The 19,888-nt window shown below is 41.8% G+C and carries 19 protein-coding genes and 1 tRNA gene; 8 read left to right on the top strand and 12 right to left on the bottom strand.

Annotated elements, in window-relative coordinates:
• Positions 1 to 42: 42 nt before the first annotated feature.
• Together ADH67_RS11690 and ADH67_RS11685 are read right to left on the bottom strand one after the other, a co-directional pair.
• Positions 43 to 600, bottom strand: coding sequence for a S24 family peptidase (locus ADH67_RS11690; RefSeq protein WP_066592394.1), 558 nt, complete (start codon positions 598 to 600; stop codon positions 43 to 45).
• Positions 601 to 881: 281 nt separating this feature from the next.
• Complete coding sequence (locus ADH67_RS11685; protein WP_066592397.1) at positions 882 to 1,280, bottom strand: MerR family transcriptional regulator; 399 nt, start codon at positions 1,278 to 1,280, stop codon at positions 882 to 884.
• A gap of 83 nt (positions 1,281 to 1,363) precedes the next feature.
• Between ADH67_RS11685 and ADH67_RS11680 the strand changes: the two genes are divergently transcribed.
• A complete protein-coding gene (locus tag ADH67_RS11680) occupies positions 1,364 to 4,195 on the top strand; it encodes a heavy metal translocating P-type ATPase (RefSeq protein ID WP_236578487.1) in 2,832 nt (943 codons plus the stop codon).
• Between the two features lie 65 nt (positions 4,196 to 4,260).
• On the opposite strand, the gene ADH67_RS11675 is transcribed toward ADH67_RS11680, so the two are convergent.
• The gene (locus ADH67_RS11675; RefSeq protein WP_066592400.1) at positions 4,261 to 5,430 is read right to left on the bottom strand and encodes an alanyl-tRNA editing protein; all 1,170 of its coding nucleotides are present in this window, start codon (positions 5,428 to 5,430) and stop codon (positions 4,261 to 4,263) included.
• Positions 5,431 to 5,457: 27 nt separating this feature from the next.
• Entirely contained in the window at positions 5,458 to 5,940 is a 483-nt protein-coding gene (locus tag ADH67_RS11670) for a hypothetical protein (RefSeq protein ID WP_236578488.1), read from the bottom strand.
• 234 nt (positions 5,941 to 6,174) lie between these two features.
• On the opposite strand from ADH67_RS11670, the gene ADH67_RS11665 reads away from it, so the two are divergent.
• On the top strand, positions 6,175 to 7,209 hold the full coding sequence (locus tag ADH67_RS11665; RefSeq protein ID WP_066592403.1) for a hypothetical protein: 1,035 nt from the start codon (positions 6,175 to 6,177) through the stop codon (positions 7,207 to 7,209).
• A gap of 56 nt (positions 7,210 to 7,265) precedes the next feature.
• A complete protein-coding gene (locus tag ADH67_RS11660; RefSeq protein WP_066592404.1) occupies positions 7,266 to 8,243 on the top strand; it encodes a tRNA-dihydrouridine synthase family protein in 978 nt (325 codons plus the stop codon).
• A gap of 119 nt (positions 8,244 to 8,362) precedes the next feature.
• On the opposite strand, the gene ADH67_RS11655 is transcribed toward ADH67_RS11660, so the two are convergent.
• Positions 8,363 to 8,692 (bottom strand): thioredoxin family protein, encoded by a 330-nt coding sequence (locus tag ADH67_RS11655; RefSeq protein WP_066592405.1) that lies wholly within the window; start codon positions 8,690 to 8,692, stop codon positions 8,363 to 8,365.
• Between the two features lie 170 nt (positions 8,693 to 8,862).
• Between ADH67_RS11655 and ADH67_RS11650 the strand changes: the two genes are divergently transcribed.
• The gene (locus ADH67_RS11650; RefSeq protein WP_066592411.1) at positions 8,863 to 9,792 is read left to right on the top strand and encodes a DUF2156 domain-containing protein; all 930 of its coding nucleotides are present in this window, start codon (positions 8,863 to 8,865) and stop codon (positions 9,790 to 9,792) included.
• A gap of 180 nt (positions 9,793 to 9,972) precedes the next feature.
• Here the strand turns inward: ADH67_RS11650 and ADH67_RS11645 are convergent, their stop codons facing one another.
• The 5 genes from ADH67_RS11645 to ADH67_RS11630 all read right to left on the bottom strand — a co-directional run bounded on the left by ADH67_RS11645 (position 9,973) and on the right by ADH67_RS11630 (position 13,146).
• The gene (locus ADH67_RS11645; RefSeq protein WP_066592412.1) at positions 9,973 to 10,305 is read right to left on the bottom strand and encodes a pyridoxamine 5'-phosphate oxidase family protein; all 333 of its coding nucleotides are present in this window, start codon (positions 10,303 to 10,305) and stop codon (positions 9,973 to 9,975) included.
• An 8-nt stretch (positions 10,306 to 10,313) separates the two neighbouring features.
• Positions 10,314 to 10,841: a hypothetical protein gene (locus tag ADH67_RS11640; RefSeq protein WP_066592413.1), complete on the bottom strand. Its 528-nt coding sequence runs from the start codon at positions 10,839 to 10,841 to the stop codon at positions 10,314 to 10,316.
• Between the two features lie 30 nt (positions 10,842 to 10,871).
• The gene (locus ADH67_RS13275) at positions 10,872 to 11,009 is read right to left on the bottom strand and encodes a hypothetical protein (RefSeq protein ID WP_157108100.1); all 138 of its coding nucleotides are present in this window, start codon (positions 11,007 to 11,009) and stop codon (positions 10,872 to 10,874) included.
• Positions 11,010 to 11,461: 452 nt separating this feature from the next.
• Positions 11,462 to 11,537 (bottom strand) — tRNA-Ala (locus ADH67_RS11635).
• Positions 11,538 to 11,592: 55 nt separating this feature from the next.
• Positions 11,593 to 13,146, bottom strand: a complete 1,554-nt coding sequence (locus ADH67_RS11630; RefSeq protein WP_066592418.1) for a tetratricopeptide repeat protein — start codon at positions 13,144 to 13,146, stop codon at positions 11,593 to 11,595.
• Positions 13,147 to 13,639: 493 nt separating this feature from the next.
• Between ADH67_RS11630 and ADH67_RS11625 the strand changes: the two genes are divergently transcribed.
• The 3 genes from ADH67_RS11625 (at position 13,640) to ADH67_RS11615 (ending at position 17,485) form a co-directional block, all read left to right on the top strand.
• Positions 13,640 to 14,362, top strand: a complete 723-nt coding sequence (locus tag ADH67_RS11625; protein ID WP_066592420.1) for a GntR family transcriptional regulator — start codon at positions 13,640 to 13,642, stop codon at positions 14,360 to 14,362.
• A 64-nt stretch (positions 14,363 to 14,426) separates the two neighbouring features.
• Positions 14,427 to 16,514 (top strand): ATP-dependent DNA helicase RecG, encoded by a 2,088-nt coding sequence (gene recG / locus ADH67_RS11620; RefSeq protein ID WP_236578489.1) that lies wholly within the window; start codon positions 14,427 to 14,429, stop codon positions 16,512 to 16,514.
• 14 nt (positions 16,515 to 16,528) lie between these two features.
• Entirely contained in the window at positions 16,529 to 17,485 is a 957-nt protein-coding gene (locus tag ADH67_RS11615; RefSeq protein WP_066592427.1) for a hydrogen peroxide-inducible genes activator, read from the top strand.
• A gap of 88 nt (positions 17,486 to 17,573) precedes the next feature.
• Here ADH67_RS11615 and proC read toward each other — a convergent pair whose 3' ends face one another.
• Together proC and ADH67_RS11605 are read right to left on the bottom strand one after the other, a co-directional pair.
• Positions 17,574 to 18,404 carry a pyrroline-5-carboxylate reductase gene (gene proC / locus ADH67_RS11610; RefSeq protein ID WP_066592431.1) on the bottom strand — a complete coding sequence of 277 codons (831 nt, stop codon included), beginning with the start codon at positions 18,402 to 18,404 and terminating at the stop codon, positions 17,574 to 17,576.
• Between the two features lie 3 nt (positions 18,405 to 18,407).
• Positions 18,408 to 19,130, bottom strand: coding sequence for a YggS family pyridoxal phosphate-dependent enzyme (locus ADH67_RS11605; RefSeq protein WP_066592433.1), 723 nt, complete (start codon positions 19,128 to 19,130; stop codon positions 18,408 to 18,410).
• 326 nt (positions 19,131 to 19,456) lie between these two features.
• On the opposite strand from ADH67_RS11605, the gene ADH67_RS11600 reads away from it, so the two are divergent.
• Positions 19,457 to 19,840 (top strand): helix-turn-helix domain-containing protein, encoded by a 384-nt coding sequence (locus ADH67_RS11600; protein WP_236578490.1) that lies wholly within the window; start codon positions 19,457 to 19,459, stop codon positions 19,838 to 19,840.
• The last annotated feature ends 48 nt before the right edge of the window (positions 19,841 to 19,888 follow it).

Here is a 19,888-nt window from a genome sequence, read left to right as displayed (position 1 = left end):
AGTAATTATTTCACGAATTTTTAGACCGCCTCAAAAAATCCTCTAGGGCAAACTTTTGATAACGTATTGGATTACACCCAAAATGCAGCATTCACTGTCGGCTAAGGAGTATACGACTTCTCCAGTCGGAGTATCCATAGAGAGAGTGACTGCATTACCTTCCATTCTAAATTTTCTTAAAGAGTAAGAAGAATTGTGTCGAACAAGAACAACATTACTTTCTTTCGGAGGAACTTTTGAGTTAACTATCAACATGTCCCCGTGCTTGATGCCGGAAGAAAAAGCACTATCGTCCGGTGCGGAACAAATTAAAGAAGAGAGAGGATCATGGATTAATAATCTATTTAAATCCAATGAGGTATTTTCTGAAAAAGACGGCTGAGAATCTGGATTGGAAATTTTTTCAGTTCCGCTCTTCTGTATTTGCTCACGAACCCATTTCGAACCTCCGAGCTCACGGAGTTTTGCAATGAGATCTTCGGTAAGAACTACAGTTGTGACCTTACTGACGGAAGCGTCGGGGCCTGGTTTTCGTCCTGCTCCGGCTCTTTTTCCTCCCCATCCGGATTTTGCAGCTCGCTTATGACTAGAATTCGTCATTTTTCCCTTGTTTTGTTTTATTTAAAGATATATTTTTCTTTTTCTATAACTTTGTAATTTACCTAATTATAGGTAATTTATAAGGCATAAAGATACTGAAAAAACGCAAAAATATGAAGCAACTACAATAATTCTTACATCATAATCATTTTGCGAAAAACATTTTCATGTAATGAAAAGAAATTATAAGTTTAAATAATCAAAACTCCGGAATTACTCTTTGCTCGAATCCTCTTTTTTCGCCTTTTTGAGTACGTGTTCCCTCGGAAGCTCCCGCTTTTTTATTGGTGTAACGCTTCAATAAGACAGCAAGTTTCGCCCTTCTCTTCTCGGTGATCGTGTCCGCATTTATGGGCTAAAAATTCTAGCTCAGACTTTAATGATTCAAGCTGAGTAATCTTTTTATTAATTTCGAGAATATGATTTTCGATGATTGAATGAGCCTTACGGGCGTCACTAGCCTGAGCGCTCTTGAGATTGATTAATTCTTTTACTTCATCAATCGATAAATCCAGCGCACGGCAATGAAGGATAAACTGCAGCGCTTTTTTGTGTTCTTCTCCGTAAACCCTGTAGTTTCCTTGTGTTCTTGGCGCAGCTGGAAGAAGGCCGGAGGTCTCGTAAAAACGAATGGTCCCAACCTGACAACCTGTTATTTTTGCTAATTCACCTATCTTCATCAGAAATTACCCTAAATTAACTTGACTCTAAAGTAACTATAGGATTTTAAATTATCCCATAAACAACATATTGGGAAATAACGATGAAGGATGATATAAAACAAGCGCCCGAAAACGGAAGTCTTCAGCCACAGACACAAAAAGCTGTTTCGCACGACTCTCCCGAGAATATCAAAGGGAACTCTGAAACTAAAATGTGCAACTGCGGAAAGTATCCCGGACAGCCTTGTCGTTGCTTGGAAGATGCCTTAAAAGCAAATTCTGTTCACGCCCATTCTCAAGAACATCGCTGCTGCGGTCATCATCACGAAACCTCAGAAACAAGCAGCTCTTCCAAATCCGAAACCGAATGCTGTTCTCACGAGCATGGCACTCATTGCTGCGAGTCTCATTCGCACGAACATCAAGAGTGCTGCTCAGCTCATAACCATCATGAACATCATGAGTGTCATTCACATGAACATGCAGGATGCGGATGCGAACATCATCATGAAGAAAAACATGAGCATCATGAGAGTCACGCTTGCTGTGCAGAACACGTTCATTCTCATGATAAGCATTGTTGCTGCGGCCACGACCATTCCCACGTCGAAAACAGCATGGATACGGACTGGAATGTCTCAGAGGTTAAGCCCACTCAATATAAACTGCTTTTTGCAACTCTCGGTTCATTAGTCGGCGTTCATGATGTTAATCTAACCCCGGAAGGGCTGCGCATTATTCATACTCCGGAGTCCCTCCCGGCGATTGAAGAAGCCTTCTCAAAAAACAATCTGAAACTCAAGCGTGTTGTCGATAACAAAAAGCAAACTTCCCAGATCAGAATCCCTCAAATGGATTGCCCGACCGAAGAAGGTCTCATCCGCAAGAAACTGAACGGCATCGAAGGTGTTAGCGGACTCCAATTTAACTTGATGAACCGAATTCTTACTGTGTCTTATCTGCCGGGACAACTGCCGGTTATCTTAGCTGCAATTAAATCTCTCGAATACGATCCTGAAGTGATTGAGGGTCAGAAGACCAGTCTCTCGGAATTTAAACCGACCAAAATCAATTGGTGGAGATATATTTTCTGCTTAATTCTTGCACTTGGTTCGGAAGCATGCGAGCTGTTGAATTTAAATGAATACGTTTCAATAGCATTGGCCGTGGCAGCCATCCTCTTTGTTGGCGTAGGGACTTATAAAAAAGGCTTTATTGCCATTAAGAACCTCAACTTTAACATGAATGCCCTAATGGCCGTAGCCGTGACCGGTGCCGTATTAATCGGTTCCTGGGCAGAAGCTGCTATGGTCATGGTTCTTTTTGAAATTTCCGAGGCTATTGAGCAGCTTTCTTTGGATAAAGCACGCGGCGCGATCCGCTCTCTTCTTTCCATGACACCCCAAAAAGCTACGGTACAAAAAGACGGTAAATGGGAGGAGATTGAAGCCGATGATGTCCGCGTCGGCGACACCGTTCGTGTAGAGCCCGGCGAAAGACTAGCGGTTGACGGCAAAGTCATCTCAGGAAACTCTTCGTTGAATCAAAGTGCAATTACCGGAGAAAGTCTTCCGGTAGACAAGAAACCCGGTGATGCTGTTTTTGCGGGCTCTTTGAATGAAAATTCAGAGCTTATTTACGAAGCAACCTCAACAGCTCAGAACTCAATGCCAGCGAGAATTATCAGCGCCATTGAATCGGCTCAAAGTTCTCGTGCACCTACTCAGAGATTTGTTGACAGTTTCGCTAAGGTCTATACACCTCTGGTTTTCTTAATTGCTTTAGCCACGGCCGTTATTCCTCCCCTCGCACTCGACGGAGATTGGTACGGCTGGATCTACAAGGCCCTTACTTTGTTGGTTATTGCGTGTCCCTGTGCCTTGGTAATTTCTACTCCTGTAACTATAGTCACCGGCTTGGCTAACGCAGCAAAACGCGGAATATTAGTTAAAGGCGGAATCTACTTGGAAAAAGGGAGAAAACTTCAGCTTATTGCTTTCGACAAGACCGGCACTATTACTGAAGGCAAGCCTCAGGTTCAAGAAGTTGAGATGTTAACTGACGTAGATCCGAACACCGTATTAACTCTGGCTGCCGCTTTGGCCGACCGGAATTCTCACCCGGTAAGCAAAGCAGTCTCCGAACATGCCGCAGCTCACGGACTTCAAGGTTCTAAGCTTGCCGAGGTTAATGACTTTACCGCCCTCCCGGGCCAAGGCGTAGTAGGAACAATTGAAGGTACGGAATATTATTTGGGCAATTTAAAAGGTTTAGATCGCTATCTGCTCCAGAGCCAAACCATCCGAGATAAATTCTCTGCTTTGGCCGAAAAAGGTTGCTCTCCGTTGGTTCTAGCCAGTTCCAAGAAGGTGCTGGCTTGTTTCGGAGTAGCTGACTCCATTAAGTCTCACTCTAAAGAAGCTATCGAAAAGCTTAATTCTTTGGGTTTAAAGACCGTCCTTTTAAGCGGAGACAACTCTAAAACCGCTGAAAGAATCGGTAAAGAAGTTGGCGTTCAAATGGCTAAGGGAAATCTTCTTCCTGAAGAAAAACAGCATTTTGTTGATCGCTATGCGAAGAAAGATGTCACTGGTATGGTCGGTGACGGCATTAACGACGCCCCTGCTCTTGCTCGAGCCGATATTGGCTTTGCCATGGGTGCCGCAGGAACAGATACCGCAATTGAAACTGCCGATGTCGCGTTAATGGACGATGATTTGAGAAAGCTTCCCGCATTTATAGAACTGTCTAAGGAAACTTTCAAGATTCTTTGTCAGAACATCATTATTGCTTTATCCATTAAAGCCATTTTCTTTGCTCTGACCTTCTTAGGAATGGCCACAATGTGGATGGCGGTATTTGCAGACACAGGCACCTGCTTGATTGTTGTTGCAAATGGTTTAAGGCTTTTAACTTGGAAGCCGTCGAAATAATCCGCTTTCAAACTGAAAAAGCACTGCGAATTCCGGCAGTGCTTTTTCTTTTTTTGCGAGTGAACTTAGCCTAATTTTGCTTCGACGGCTTTTCTAATTTCCTCTTCGGAAGAAGCAAAAGAACCTTGGACAAAAGGAGGCTTGCCTCCTCCTCGGCCGTTCAGTTCCTTATTTAGTTCTCTCGATAGAGCGGCCAAATTCGGCTCTTTAGAGAAAAGTATGTAATTAAAGAGTTTCTTCTCTGCTTGTTCTGATAGAACAAGAATGGATTCGAAATTCTTTTTCTCGGCCAAACGATTGCAAAAGACCTTTATCTCAAAAGGAGTTAATTCCGGTTCAGAGACGAACAATAACTTGCCTTCAGAAGGAAGAGAATCAGAAATCAAATTCATGATCCTTTCCGATTTCTTCGAAAGTTTTTCTGCCAACTGATTCTTTTCTGAATAAAGCTGTTTTAAAGCACCGGAAATTTCTTGAGGTTTAGCTGACAACTGTTCTACACAGGATGCGCTTTCTCTTAAGAGCATATTGATGTAGTTGATCAGGCGTTTACCGGCGGCAAATTCAACCCTTGTCCCTCCTCTATGCTTAAAGGAAGAAAGTATTTTAAAAGACCCAATTTCCGCTGTATTTTTTACGTGAGTACCGCAACAGGCACAGATATCAGCCTCCGGGAATTCAACAATTCGAACTTTTCCCTTGAGTTCTTTCTTACTTCTGAAATCCAACGCTTTGAGTTCTTCTTCACTTGGGAAAAAGATATGAATGTTTTGTCCTTTTCTGAAAGCCGCATTGGTCAATTCTTCCATTTCGGCCAACTGCTCAGGGGTGAGATAACCGTCAAAATCAACGGTTAGGACATCATCTCCCATATGGAAACCGACATTGTTGAAACCATATTTTCTATTGACTAAGCCTGAAAAAATATGTTCGCATGAGTGATTCTGCATGTTGTCATATCTACGCGCCCAGTCAATTTTTCCCTTGACCGTTTCTCCGACTTTCAGATCTTTATCCGTCTGATGGACGACTTGACCATTTTGTCTTTTTACAAATAAGACTTTAGCGTCGCCTAAATTTCCCAGATCGGAGGGTTGGCCGCCTCCTTCCGGATAAAAAGCCGTATCGCTTAAAACTACATCAAAACCCTTTTTACCAACAGTACAAGAAAGGACCTCTGCTTCAAATTCTTGGCAGTAAGGATCCCGATAAAACAACTCGTTTAATTCTTCCATTTTTATAAGACCAATTGTGCCTGTAAGTTATTCTTCTGATGCTTTTGATTCGGTATAAGCCTTGCGAATTTGATCTCTTATCCACGCCGAACCACCAAGTTCTTTTAATTTTTCTTTATCTTCTTCCGTTAAAAGAATCGTAGTCCTTGCTAAAGGCTTAGATGCTACAAGAGGGCGGCCTCTCTTCTTGATAATCCAGAGATCCGAAACGTCCTGCTCGATTTCGCCGCGATTTTCACCCGATTCATCCAGAAGACCTGCAAGACATTTAAGATCTTCCTCCATAACAGCCAGAATTCTTTGGTAGTTGGCTTCTTCTTTTTTGGTTCTGGAGGAGACTTGTACAGGAATGACAAATTCGGCGGTCATCTTTGCCGAACCGACGCATTTATCTTTAGAAATAAAGTAAACGTAATATGCTCGACCTTCTCCGATAAAATCAGAAGCACCTCTCCTAAGTTCAGCTCTTATGTTTTCGGATATTTTTAAATCGTCTTGTTCTTCTGCCATTTTTTGCATCCAAAATTCTTAATCGAATTTTACTCATTTTGAAAACTTTTTAGCTTTTCGATTTTCCTGCTTAATTTCCGGCTTGATGCTTCGAGTTTCTCAGGAATCTCTTAGATTTAATACCTTGCAGACCTTCGATTGCCCAAAATTAATCGAGAAAAAATTTTTTCTTTCTAAAATTACCTACCCTTCTAGATTGTGCCAAGGCAGTTGATTTTTAAAGGTGAAAACCAAGTGAAAAAAACAATACTTTCCATTTTTCTTGCAGGACTGTTTTGTACTCAATTACAGGCAGCAGGAGCTTCACCCGCTGCTCCCGTAAATTCAGCAGAAAATAAAACTACTGAGCAGCCGAAACCAATAAGCGCAGAGGATGCAACGCCAAGTAATGTTTTGAAGTTCTTTTTAACCAAGGTGGAACTTGGAAAATCAACGCTAAAAGACCTAGATCAATTATTTTCAGCCGATGGAGCAAAGCTTAAACAACTGTTTGCCGGAGAGTATCTAGTTTTTAGTCCGACGTTTAAATCACCGATTGAACTGACACCCCCTATCGTTACCTTACTCGGCCCTAACAAAACCGCAGACAGCTTTACGCTGGAATGGGATTTCAAAAGCCGTGAGGCCTTTGACAAAGTTAGAGCGGAAGTTGAAAACGAAATCAAGAAAAGTTTAGGTTTAGGTGCCCGCTCTGAAAGCAAACAGCTTTTTACCAACCAGCAGCGGTTCCAGAACAAAGACAAGATTGCCTTTATGACTTGGTCCACCTACGCTGAATTTTTAAAGGTTGAAGTGATTCTTCAGACTCCCGGAGAAAATCCAAAAAATCTCACTAACAATGTTTCTGAAGAGATTGCTGCTCTTATCAAAGCATTTCCGAATGGCAAAGGCTCTTTTGCCGATGTTGACAAATTCGGGACGGAGTATGGATGCTTAAGAGCCGACACAACAGATCCTCAATGGCAGACACTCCGAACCAAATTGAAGAATAGCTGCGGAAGGCTACATTTTTACTTTGAAGTCGACGACAAGAACAAATCAAAATTTAAGTCCATTCGGATAACGCCGGAAGATGCGTCCGAGACTAACAATGCTACTTATTCAAAGATTTTGAACGGTTTATACGGTCAGCCAACTGAGAAAAAACTTCCGATGTTTGATCGGCCCTCTAAAGTATTTCAGGCAGAAAATGCTAATGTGACTTTGTCTGATCTAACTCTTCAAGATAAACCAAACGTAGATATTTCTATTTCCCATGCCGCTCCGTAAATGAGGTTTCTCTGTTAAATTTGCTGGATTGTTTAGATCTATCCATTAGCTGTCAAATGTCCGTTGAATTATCCGTCGCCCCAATGGAGGGGCTGACCACTAGAGTTTTTAGAAAAGTCCATTCTGAAATCTTTGGACCTGCCGACAGTTACTACATCCCTTTTGTCACGCCCACTTCTGAGCCAAAATTTACAGAAAGACAAATGAGAGAACTCAATCCGGCACTCAATTCCGGACTGAATGTTATTCCTCAGCTCTTGACCAACAAGCCTCAAGATTTTGAATGGGCTGCAAAAGCTTTATACGATCTGGGCTATTCAGAGGTTAATTTAAATCTTGGATGTCCTGCCGGAACCGTTGTGGCTAAATGCAAAGGTTCGGGACTTTTAAGAAATTTTGATGTTCTCAGACCATTACTTGACGGCATTTTTTCTCAAGAACATCAAATCAAAATTTCTATAAAAACAAGGCTTGGATGGAGCAATCCTGAAGAGTTTGAAGATTTAGCTAACCTTTACAGCCAATATCCACTCGCCAAGCTCATCATTCATCCGCGTTTAAAAACGGATCAATACAAAGGAGACTGCAGGAAAGAAATCTTTGAGGCCAATTTCAATAAGTTTTCTTTTCCTGTCGGTTATAACGGCGATATTGTTTCCACAAAGGATATTCATGAAACCTTGGGCAGGTTTCCGACGCTTTCTATGCTGATGGTTGGCCGAGGATTGGTTGCCGACCCTGCTCTTTTCAGAAAATTTAACCGCGGCTCCGCAGCCTCTAAAGCAGAAATCCGAGATTTCAGTGAAAAACTTTTTACCGGCTATACGGAAGCTTTTGGAAGTGCGAAGAATGCCGTTATGCGCATGAAAGAATATTGGTTTTTCCAGCTTAACCTGCTTTCAACTGAGGATAAGCTTGCGAAAAAGCTTTTTAAAGCCAAAGATGTTCAGCAATATGAAGATGCCGTAGAGGCTATCTATGAAAACTCTGATATTTTGCCTGAGGCTAGGTTCGGCTGGCATAAACCGCTTTAATGTTTTTTACTCTGTTTCATCAGAGCCTAGCGGCATATAAACCAGGGCAAGATTAAAGAAGCTATAGGACAAGGCTCAAAAACCCTATAAAAGATAGTTTTTGAGCCTTCAATAGAAAATTAGAGAGTGAGTGCTTTTTCAACAAAAGCTTTGAAGAGTTCTGTATTCTTTGGCTCAACCAATGTATCCAATACTTCACCGTTCTTCAAAACTAACAAAGTTGGAATATGGCGAACGCGGAATTTTGCGTTCAATCCGCTTTCTTTGTCGAAGTCGCAATAAGCAAACTGCAAGCGATCTGCATATTCTGTTGCGAATTGCATAAACATCGGTTGGATTCTTTGGCAATCAACACACCATGGTGCACCAATAGCCAAAAGAACTTTTTTAGGGCACTTTACAACGGTTTCTTCGTAATTTGCTTCAGTAACATTCAATACGTTTTCCATTGGTCATCTCCAAAAGTTACCCGCACATTATATAAGAGCAGTATCGGAAACTGAGAGCTTTTTCCATTCCTCAGGTTAAGCATCTTCATCCTCTCGCAAAGACCTTTGCTTTAAAATCCAATGTGTACTAAATAATTAAGATGAAACTACCTTAGTTACATCTAAAGAAGATGAGCATAGAACTAAAACCTGTAACTATAGATACTCTTCCTTTGCTTAAAGAGCATATCGGCTCTTTACAGGACGGAGACTGTAACTTGGCACTGGTCTCCATTATCGGAAGAAGCGCCGAATACAAGATTCAATACGCCGAAGTTGAAGACGAAATCGTTTTAAATTGGCAGCCTTATCCTGAATGTCCTGCTGCTTATGTTGTCCCCTGGAACAGTCCAAAGATCGCAAACATACTGCCGCAGTTAGAATGCCAGTGTAAAAACTGCAAAGAACCTCTTCTTCTTTTCGGCCGCTTTACGGAAATGACAGAGCATGTACAAAGGCTTTTCCGTTACCGCAACTTTATTACCGTTTCCTCGAATTCTTGGTGGGATTACCTTTACGCTAAGGAGCGTTTCCTGACCTTAGAGGGCAGACAGCTCAACGGGAAAAGGAACTTCAACAAACGTTTTAACAAAGCCTATCCGAATGCTGAATTCATTCCCTTAAATCCGTCAACGATTCCTATGGCCAGAACTTTCTTGGAGAAGTGGTACGAAAGCAGAGGAGATATGGACGAGGGCTTGATTGCAGAAAGAGATGCCATCAATCTAGCTTTTGAGCACTGGGATGATTTCGAACTCATCGGCGGTATTTTGAAAGAAGGAGATAGCGTCTTTGGATTTACATACGGTTCAGGCGTTTATGAAGATATCTTTGCCGTTCACATCGAAAAAGCAGACCGCAACATTGTAGGGGCATATCCAGCATTGGCAGTCGCTTTAGCAAAAATGCTTCCTGAGAAATATGAAGTACTAAACCGTGAGGAAGACTTAGGTGTTCCCGGCCTTCGTAAAGCCAAAGAAGACTGGTTCCCCTGCGGAGTCGTCAGAAAAACGGTTTTAAAACTTCAAAAAGATAATTCAATTCCTGATATCAAGTCATGAAGTCACGGGCCGTTCGGCCCGTTAGCTTTTATTTGAAGTAGAGGTGTTTATTTCTACCTTTTCCGGTAATTTCAGAAATTTCAATTTCCCACAAATCTATGAATTTATGGGCGGAGTCGTAGACTTCCTCAATGCTCTTTTTCTCTGCCATCGGAAATTGAGTTTCGGAAAGCTTCACTGTCAAAGTCTTCCTCCATCCGATACCAGCGAGGCCTTTCCTTTCACCATAGCCGACACATAGTTAACGGATAATTGCGGAAGATATTCCAAATCATTTTCGTTATATCCGACGTATGTGAGTATGACGTTGCCATTATTAATAAGAGAAGATTTTTTGACGCCGTCTTCCGAACTAGAGCTATGAAAGTAAATTTTCCCGTCGATGTAAGCAGGTGAAATTGGAGTGGCGTAAGGAAGTCCTTCACGAGAAATCATAGAAAGGACTGCCATTTTGGTGTTTTTAATGATTACCAATGCTTCTTCTTGGGAGAGTTCTCTGTCTTTTCTTCTCATTTTTCTTTTCAATCTAATGAGTATTGATCCAAATTTTTCACGATATCAACCCAATTCTCTGTGAGAACTGAGTCAACCTTAATATAGCAAACTGCGTTAGGCACTCTCGGTTTCTTGCATTGAATTCCTTTAGAGCATAAAGCATCGTAAAGTGATCCGACATAGGTTGGAATCTGCAGAGAGGATATCTGGTTTTGATGGGTTTGGAGTCGGCTTTTCAAATTCACAACATAAGAATTGGCAGAATTCTCGATAAAAGCAGGCAAAAGCTCCATTTCTGTCACAACAGGTTCAAAACCAAGATGCTTAATACTTTCGTGCCAGCCGACTTGGTCTCCCTGCCAACTATCTATGCAGTCAAAACCTTGGGTGAGATAGGCAAAAATTTTGTCTGTAATTTCCTCAACACAATCTTCTTTAGCTAAATCCCAGCAATGGCTCCAGGCTATTTCATCTGAGAAATCAACTTTGTGGTGAATTCTCAAAAGCAAAAAGGTTTTGTCTTTTGAGTAAAGTGAGAAGTAATCTTGAACCATGGCTTTCTTAATCTGAAAATTTTCTCAATTTTAATCAAGTTCACTGCGGTTTTTCTCTTCGGTCAAGCATGGTTTAGCAACTCTCTCATCGGTGATAAACTTTTCATCGGAAGCACAGCAAAAGACTTTGCCGGAGTCAAGAAGATGCTTCGTTGTATCGTAGCCCACCTAGACTCTCAAGCATTGACAAATAACAAAAAATTTAGACTGGGCAAAAATCTGCAACGGGTGTGCAGATTAAGCGATGAACTGAGAGAGTGTGTCAGCAAGCGTTGGCTCAGGGAGCTTCACCGGAGGGGTTGAGTGGTAAACCTCAAGCTGACTAGCGCAAGCGAAAGAAAAGCACAGAAAGGCCCTTAATTGGGCCTTTCGTTTTCTAAGACTGACTAATGAGCTTACTTATCGACGCTGCGACGTCCGCCATTCTTATCTTCGCCCTAGTTACATATACAATTGATCCGAAAAATTTCCGTAATTGTCCAAGTCGATTAGATATTTGACAGGTTCTAACGCCTTCTTGCGTCCACTTCGAAAACAAGCACCATTCCTTATATCCTTTGGTATTCAGTGGTTTAAGAAGATTTTGGCGGTTGTACACTGTCGTGTAGGTTAAGGAGAACTGGTGGAACAGAAGGGGATCGAACCCTCGACCTCAGCATTGCGAACGCTGCGCTCTCCCAACTGAGCTACTGTCCCACAAGTTTTCTAAATGTAAACGATTTTTTTTAATTTTTCAAATTTTCTTCAAAATTTAATTGAGCTGAGGATTATTTTTTGCCAAATAGTCGTTCAATGCATCCGTCGGATCTAACTCCTGAGCATCTTCAACTTGTTTCGCCGACATCCTCTCTTGTAATGCATCAAATGCCTTTTTCAATTGCTCGTTCTCAGGATGGTCGATTACGCACTGATTCAACAACGAGTAAGAAGTAACAAAATCAGCTTTCCTCCAATTTTTGGTTCCCAATTTTTCAGCAAAACCACAAAGATTGGTCCTGTCTCCTTTCTTCAGAGCGGCTAAACACAATGCGCCGCCTAAATTAAAGTTTCTGCGAACGCCATCCCCGTTCCAAAACTTTTCTCCCTGCTCATTTAATTCTTCAACTGTCGCTTCCGGAATATACCTGTCTAACCACTCTTGCCCCTTAGCCAGATTTCTAACAGCCTTAGGCCCCGTTGTCCTCATTACGACAAGACTAAAAACGTCATTTTTGTCTCCGGACGGATAAGCAATCTCCAACCACTTAACGGCCTTCCCTAAATTCTTTTCGACTCCCGGTGCTCCATCGCGATAAAGTCTTCCAGTCTGAAGCTGAGCGGCTCTCAAACCTTTTTCTGCAGCCTTCTCAAACCAGACGGATGCTTCAGCAATGTTTTTTTCTCGCCAGTAACAATCTCCCAAAAGATAAATAGAATTTACTTCTCCTTTATCCGCTCCAAGCCTTGCCCATTCCATCGCTTTCTTCAAATCTTTAGGCAAGCCAAACCCATTGGCGTAAGAATAACCAATGGAATAAATTTCCTGGGGAGAAGCTTCACTCTTAACTTCTTCAATGAAACGTTTAGCTTTTTCTAAAGAAGCAGGATTGGAAACATCTCTTTCAAGTATTGTAGAAAAAAGAACCTTTGAGCGGGTATGGCCGTTTTCGGCAGCTTTCTCCAGCCAATAATTAGCTTGTTCAATATCTTTATTGACGCCTATGCCGGTTCTGAAATAGCTGCTCAGAGCCGATTGAGCCGGAGCAAAGTCTTGATTGGCTGCTTCCATCACCAACTCAAAAGCATGGTTAAGATCTTTTTGAACACCCTGGCCTTGACGATACATAGTAGACAACCGAAGCTTTGCCTTAGGACTGCCTAAATCTCCTGCCGCATTGTATAACTCAGCGGCTTTTTGCAGATTTACCGGGACGCCGTCACCGTATAAATACACTTCAGCTTGTCTAATTAGGTCGTTGATTTTCTTTTGTTCTTCTTCGGAGATTTGGACTAGTGTGCTCTTTACGTTTTCGTCATGAGTCTGGTCTGCTTCAGTTAACTCGTGTGCTTTCTCTTCCTGGGTCTCAGCTCTCTCTGTGGCAGAGCCGTTCTCTTCAGCCGAAGACCGGGACTCAACAGAAGCCTTTTTTTCCAGAGATACCTGGGAAGATGAAGACTCATCCGATGCTGCAGCAACAACGTTTTCCTTAATTTTGTCTTCCAGCACTGAAGCCGGGGTCATGTCGGCTTGTTGTGCCGCCACAGAGAGATTCAATACTGTCAGAACAAGCGGTAAAGCAGTACGGGTTAATCGACTAAGAGTCATCCAAATTCCTCCTTTTCCGACATATTAATAAAAGAGAGACGTTAAACCGCAAAAAGACGTACTTCTTTTTCTAAGCATTTTCACCAAAATATGTGTGACTTGAAAGCGCTATACATTTGTCTCATTTTTACAACTGCAAAATATTTGTCTCTTCAATTTCTCCCAGTTTATTTTTAGATTATCTAAAGGTTTTTCTCTTCAAATATATATATTTATTCCCCCGCTGAAACAATGGCTCTCACCCCACGATTATTAGGTGGGGAAAGTTTAGGTGGGTATTTATTTTTTTCGGGAGGTTATTTTCTAAATATTTTTCATATAACTTAAAAGAAAATATTTTAATTAATAGATATAAGTAACAAATAAAAAGATTAAAAAACCTCTCAAATTAACCATGTGTATTGGGTTTTCTTAATTGCGAAAATAAGATATCTGGAATACCATTAAATTGTGATCACAAAAACTTATTACAATCAAATCTGAAGACGATTATATGAGAAATGCTCGTTGGGTAAAACTAGCTGATGATCTTACTGCTGAGATTTCCGACGGTACTTTCCCGTTAAATTCCTACCTGCCAACGGAAATGGAACTCTGCGCTAAATATAACGTCAGCCGATATACGGTAAGAATGGCTCTGGACAATCTTACTAAGTTAGGATACATTAAACGATGGCCTCGATTAGGATCAAAAGTCATCTCCCTTGGCAGCAAGCCCCTAATCTCCTCCGCTTCTCTCACACAATTCCATCATGTATCAGAAACGCATAAGCGGATTGTGCACCTTACAACTGAATGCATCGTAGATAGAACATTGGCTTTGCAGCTGGAATGTGAAGAGCAACTCAAGCTATTGAGATTTTCCAATGTATTAACTGATCCGGAAGATAAAGAACGTCCAATTGTCTGGACCACTGTATATGTAAATGCTGCTTACAGTCGCCTTCCTCAGATGGCCGAACGTCAGCCCCTTCCTCTTTTAAGTGCTCTCATTGAAAAAGAATATGGGGAAAGATGTTCTCAAATGACACAGAAAGTGACAGCGGTTGCTTTGCCGGATGAAGCTGCCAGACATTTGCTTGTCACGCCCGGCCTTCCCTCTCTTAGGATTTTGAGACACTACAAATCTAGCGATAATAAACTGCTGCAGATTACTGAGTCTTTCCATCCAGGAAATCGCTTCTCTCTAACCCTAAGTATGTCCAACTTTGGTTGAATACCATTACCGTAAAAATCAGACTTCCACTACAATGTGGGCACTAAAAAGAGAGATTTTTGAAGTGCTCACATCTTCACCAGCTTCCCAATCTGAAAAAGTAGAAAAACCTGTTAGAAAAAAACGCGCTCCTATAAAAGAACGTCTGGAGAAAATAGGTTTATCTCGTGAATGGGATTTTGTTCTTCATCTGCCCCTACGCTATGAAGACAAAACTCAAATTACTTCTATTGCAGATGCACAGCCTGAGCAGACCGTGTTAATCGAAGGTGTAGTCACAGATTCTCACGAACAAGTCTTCGCTAAACGATTTGAAGCCGTCGTTGAAGACGAGACCGGCTCAATTCAAGTTAAATTTTTTAAATATTTCCCCTCTGTCAAAGATACCTTCAAACCGGGAAACAAAATTCTTCTTTTCGGTAAGGTAAAAAGTGCCTGGAAAGGAGACGGGTTAGAAATAATCCATCCGAAATCTAAAATATCGAGACCCACTCGAGAATTGGATAAATCCTTAACGCCCGTATATCCGGCCGGAGAAGGAATCACACAGCCTTGGCTAAGAAAAAGAATTCAAACAGCACTTTTAAACGTAGATATTATTGATCTTTTAAATGCAGAAGAGCTAAGAGAATTGAATCTTCCTCCTCTGCGTAAAGCCATCGAGTCCATTCACTATCCAGCCCCGGATGCAAATTTAGAAGAACTTCAGATGAAAACGTCACCCGGTTGGAAGAGACTGAAATTTGATGAGCTGCTGGCTCAGCAAATCATGCTAACCCTTTCCCGCAAAAGACGAGAAGCTCTTAAAGCGCCGGAAATTGTCCCGCCAGAGGACAAAGAAAGATCATTGACAGGAAAACTTTACCGTTCATTGCCTTTTAAACTCACCAAAGCTCAAGTAAAGGTGTGGAAAGAGATTGTAAAGTCAATGAAAGGTCCTATTCCCATGAACCGGCTTGTTCAAGGGGATGTTGGAAGCGGTAAAACAATTATCGCCGCCATGAGCGCAGCCCTAACCATCGATAACGGATACCAGGCTGCTCTGATGGCACCGACAGAAATTTTGGCTGAACAGCATTTCAAAAAGATTTTAGAGTGGCTGAAGCCCTTTGACGTTAAAGTGGTCTGGCTAACAGGCAAACTCAAAGCAAAAGAAAAAAGAGAAGCTTTAGAGAGGATTGCGTCCGACGCAGACATTGTCGTGGGCACTCATGCGCTGATACAGGATGCAGTTCAGTATAAAAATCTTGGTTTGGCCATTGTTGACGAGCAGCATAGATTTGGAGTTGAACAACGGCTGGCTTTAAGAGCTCTGGGGGCATCGGGCTTAATGCCTCATCTTCTTATGCTGTCGGCCACTCCTATTCCCCGAACATTAGCCATGAGTTATCTTTCGGACATTGATATTTCGGTCATTGATGAGCTTCCTCCGGGGCGAACTCCTATCAATACCAAGACATTCAAATTAGAAAGAAAACAAGAAATTATTGAGAGTGTCCGTCAAGAATTAAGAAACGGGAGACAAGCTTATTGGGTTTGTCCCTTGATTGAAGAAAGCGAGAAGCTTGATCTCACGGCAGCAACAATTTCTTTTGAAGAACTAAAACAGTCTCTCACGGAATTTAAGGTTGAACTACTGCATGGCAAAATGACCTCAGAGGAAAAAAATGAGATTATGGAGCGGTTCAAATCCGGAAAAACGTCCCTGTTAGTTTCAACAACTGTCATTGAAGTTGGTGTCGATGTTCCAAATGCAACCATCATGGTCATTGAACATAGCGAAAGATTCGGGCTTTCTCAATTGCACCAGCTCAGAGGTCGAGTCGGCCGAGGAAGCAAAGCCAGTTATTGCATAGCACTTTTCGGAGATAAACTTTCTCAGGAAGGGAAACAGCGGTTAAAGATCTTTCGCGAAACTACGGATGGCTTTGTTATCGCTAAAAAAGACTTAGAACTTCGCGGACCCGGTGAGTTTCTTGGTTCTAGACAATCCGGCGTCCCTCTTCTAAGATTTGCCAACTTCGACCAAGATTCCGAATTAGTCGATAAAGCAAAAGAACTTGCAATAAAATGGATTTCGTCCAATGATGCAAGAGCAGAAACTCATGCCTCCCGATGGTTTGAAAGCAAAGAAAAGTATTTAGAAGCATGAGTAAGGAGAAATAATTGACCTTAAATGAGTTGAAATATGCCATTGCTGTTGCTCAGCTTCGGCACTTCGGCAAAGCAGCCGAGAAATGCCAGATTTCACAGCCTTCTCTTTCGGTTGCTATTAAAAAACTGGAACAAGACCTTGGCGTTCAAATTTTTGAGAGAAAAAATACTGAAATTTCTTTGACTCCTATTGGTCAAAGAATAATTGAACAAGCCAAGGTTGTTTTGGAGGAAGCTAAGAAAATCCGTCAGATTCCATTGGAAGAAAGCGATCCTTTAAACGGCCCGATCCGCATGGGAGTTATCTACACAGTAAGCCCCTATCTTCTTCCTGAACTCATTAAAAGATCCATTGAAAGAACTCCTCAGATGCCGTTGATCATCAATGAGGGTTACACAACCGATCTGATTCAGAAATTAAAGAGCGGTCTTTTAGATGTTGTAATTTGTGCTCTTCCAATTTATGACGAAACTTTGTCATGCAGTTATCTCTACGAGGAAGAGTTCGTCGCTCTTGTTCCGGCCAAGCACCCATTAGCAGCAAAAACAGAAATTGAATCCAAAGAATTAATTGAGGAAAAGATGCTGATTCTGGCCCAAGGGAACTGCTTCCGAGATCAAGTTCTTAAGGTATGCCCGGATTCTTTAAAGAATGAGCCTAATCCGAATTCACATCTCCACTTTATGGAAGGTTCAACTCTGTCTACCCTTCGATACATGGTCTCCAGCGGACTAGGCGTGTCGGTGTTCCCTGCCAGTGCTAAAAATTATGACGTAGGTGATCAACTAACCAAATATGTCGAATTTAAAAAGCCAGTCCCTACCCGACTTGTCGCTATCTTGTGGAGAAAGAGCTTCCCTCGCGTAAGAGCCGTACAGCGCATAGCAGAAACTTGCTCTCATATCAAACTCGAGGGCATCCATCATCTTCCTTTTGAACCACATTCTCTTTCTCGAGACGGTTATTAGAAAATTAACAACGTAATAATTAAGACGCTGAGATCAAGATAATCCCAGCGTCTTTTATTTTGAAAATAGGAAAAATCTCTTCTGTAGCTTATTCAGCTTTTTCTACTTTCTTACTGAATTCATCGCCAAGTTCAATAGCACGGGTACGACAAGCTTCCATAGCTCTCAGCATCATATCTGCAAAACCGCTGCCTTCGATGACCTTTGTCGCTTCTATTGTTGTTCCGCCTTTGCTTTGAACTTTCTTACAGAGGGATGTAAAAGTTTCATCGCTCTTAAGTGCTAACGTTGAAGAACCAAGGATGGTATAAACCGCCATGTCGTGAGCTTCTTGCGCAGTGAAACCGAATTCCAATGCAGCTTTCTCCAATGCAGCTAAGAAAAGGAAAACATAGGCAGGACCTGAACCGCTTACCGCTGTGAGAGAATCGATCATGGATTCTGTGGTGCACCAAATTAACAAACCTGTCGGTTTAAGAATTGCCTCAACGGTTTCTTTATCCTTTTCCTCTTTGGAAACCATAAAAATCCCGCATACACCCAATCCTTCCCTGACAGGAGTATTAGGCATCACGCGGCAGATTCTGTTCTGACCCAAAAGCTTTTCAATATCTTTGGTCTTAACGCCGGCTGCTATGGAGAGGACGAACGTATCTTTCAAGAACTCTTTGTTTTGAATCAATACCTCCGGAAGCTGCTGAGGCTTGACCGCCAAAACGACACAATCCATTTCAGAAAGCCATTCTCCGGTTTCCTGATGTGTTGTAACGTTGAACTCTTTATGTAGATTTTCAAGCTTTTCGAAATTCTTATCCGCAACATGAATGCAAGCGGGATTATCCCAAGTGGAAACCATGCGAGAAATAATGGCGGAAGCCATATTGCCTCCGCCAATAAAAGCAACTTTTCTGCCTGTCATTTTTTAACCTTGTGTTGTGTATTGTCTTGGACCGAAAATCGCGGTCCCTACTCTAACCATCGTGGATCCGGCTTGAACAGCTTCAGCCATGTCTCCTGACATGCCCATCGACAGGGTATCGAATTCGTAGCCTTCTTCCTTGAGCCTGTCGAACAGAGTTTTCATGGCTCTCAGAGGAATCAGCTTTTCTTCAGGAGTTTCGCCCGGCTCCGGAATGCACATCAAGCCTCTCAATTTCAAGTTCGGCATCTTTAAGAGTTCATCTGCCAAAGCTCTAACTTGCTCAGGAGCCACACCGCTCTTGCTCTCCTGGTTTGAAATATTGACCTCGATAAGTACATTTAAGGGACGCATCTCGGCAGGACGCTGATCTGATAATCTCTGTGCAATTTTTACACGGTCGATTGTTTGAACCCAATCAAATCTTTCTGCAACGAGCCTCGTCTTATTGGATTGAAGAGGCCCAATAAGGTGCCAGGTAAGACTATTGTTAGGAAACAAATTTCGGCAAAGATCAATTTTAGAACAGCCTTCTTGAACATAATTCTCGCCGAAAGAAGTCATTCCGCACTTTACCCCTTCGATAATAGCTTCTATCCCGAAGGTTTTGGAGACCGGAAGCAGTTCAACAGAACCCTCTTTTCTGTCGACAGATTTTTCGGCTTCTTTCAACTTGTTCTTAATTTCTGTAAAACGAGAACAAAGACCAGGTTTCAATTCAGACAAATTAAGGCTCCTTTTTTATCAGAAAGACGTTCAGATCGTACAAAATAAAAATGAAAAAAGGGGTTTTTTAGAAAAAGTTTTAAATCTAGCTACTCAAACTAGTTAACCAAAATACCCTACTCTATTTTCTTGCAACCTATTAAAGAATAAGATGTTTTTCTATAAAGATCACTCTTGTTAGGGACTTTTCATGGGGCAGTGAGGTTATAACCACTAATTAAATGCCACATGATTATTTGCTATTATTATTCAAAACGAATGTAATTATTTAGCATATTATCTATTATAATTGTTTTGAAAGACATCTGAACAAAGGGTTAAGCAAGATGGCAAACACTGAAAAAAAGGATCCGGCAGTACGTAAACAGTTACCTCGTCACTCTTTCGAGACTCGTCAAAAAGCACTTGAAATTTTCAGGAATGGCGGCAGCTATAAAAATTGCGCAAAGACTTTGAATATTCCTGTTTATACAGCTCGTGATTGGCACCGTAGCTACCTTATCGGCACATTTAGAGCCGAACGCGGCGCCAGACAACAAGTTTATACAGCAGAGCAAAAAGCCACTGTACTTCGTCTTAGAAGAGAAGAAGGTAAATCCTATAACCAGATTTCTCAACTGACGAAAGTTAATCGAGCAACAGTTCTTCAATGGATTCACCGTGCAAACAAAGAAGAATTGGAAGCCAAGGCTCAGTCCACGATTAACTAACCAGATCTTTTCAACACTTGAAAGACGATCACTCGTTGATCGTCTATT

The organism is Turicimonas muris (genome assembly GCF_002221595.1).
Classification (GTDB): domain Bacteria; phylum Pseudomonadota; class Gammaproteobacteria; order Burkholderiales; family Burkholderiaceae_F; genus Turicimonas; species Turicimonas muris.
Note: the sequence above shows the minus strand (reverse complement) of the source record. Positions and strands in the feature narration are given on the sequence as shown.